Source organism: Leisingera sp. F5 (assembly GCF_001593695.1).
The window spans coordinates 1-1,084 of record NZ_LUKH01001357.1 but is presented as its reverse complement, the minus strand read 5'-3'; the positions used below and the strand labels follow the sequence as shown (position 1 = coordinate 1,084).

Here is a 1,084-nt window from a genome sequence, read left to right as displayed (position 1 = left end):
TGAAGGGTATCAATCTGCAGCAGGGAAGGAAACACAGGGAGACGATCCCCGGGAATTAGCAGGCAAAAGGCCGCTCACCCCTGTGAAACGCAATAACGCCGCCCGTCGGGGCGGCGCCGGGCCCAACGGGCCAAGGTATTCTGTGAATGCCGCGGGCCGGGCGGGAGCGCCTTTCCCTAGCTGGATCCGCCGCCGCGCTTATTCAAATGCTTGGCCAAAGCGCCGGCATTCTTGGCGCGCTTGCCCTTATAAGGGTTTTTGTCGCCCTGTCCGCGCATATACAACCGGATCGGCGTGCCGGGCATATCGAAATCCTCGCGCAAGCCGTTGACCAGATACCGGTTATAGCTTTCCGGCAGCTTGTCGGGATGCGAGCACATCACCACAAACCCCGGCGGGCGGCTTTTGGCCTGGGTCATGTAACGCAGCTTGATCCGCTTACCCTGAGGCGCTGGCGGCGGGTGCTGCTCCAGCATGCCAACCAGCCAACGGTTCAGTGCCGCGGTCGGCACCCGGCGGTTCCACACGGTATAGGCCCGCATGATCGCATCATGCAGCCGGTCCAGCCCCTTGCCTGTTTTAGCCGAAACCGTTACCAAAGGCGCGCCCCGCAGCTGCGGCAGCAGGCGGCCGAAGGCTTCCCTCAGGTCGCGCAGCTTTTCCTGCTTGTTGTCTTCGATGTCCCATTTGTTGACGGCCACAACAACCGAGCGGCCCTCGCGCTCGGCCAGGTCGGCAATCCGCAGGTCCTGCTGTTCGAACGGGATATCCGCATCCAGCAACACCACAACGACTTCGGCGAATTTCACCGCGCGCAGGCCGTCGGAAACGGACAGCTTTTCCAGCTTTTCCTGCACCTTGGCCTTCTTGCGCATGCCGGCCGTGTCAAACACCCGCATCGGCACGCCGTTCCAGTTCATCCGCAGCGAGATCGCGTCACGGGTGATACCGGCCTCAGGTCCGGTCAGCAGCCGGTCCTCGCCCAGGATCTTGTTGATCAGCGTCGACTTGCCCGCGTTGGGGCGGCCCACAACGGCAACCTGCAGCGGCTTGGCATCGGTCGGCTCGGGGATGCTTTCAATGT

At 62.7% G+C, this 1,084-nt stretch carries 1 protein-coding gene; it reads right to left on the bottom strand.

Features of this window, described 5'->3' with window-relative positions:
• Positions 1 to 176: 176 nt before the first annotated feature.
• On the bottom strand, positions 177 to 1,084 hold a 908-nt coding region (der, locus tag A2I95_RS41400), incomplete at its 5' end, for a ribosome biogenesis GTPase Der (RefSeq protein ID WP_291738086.1).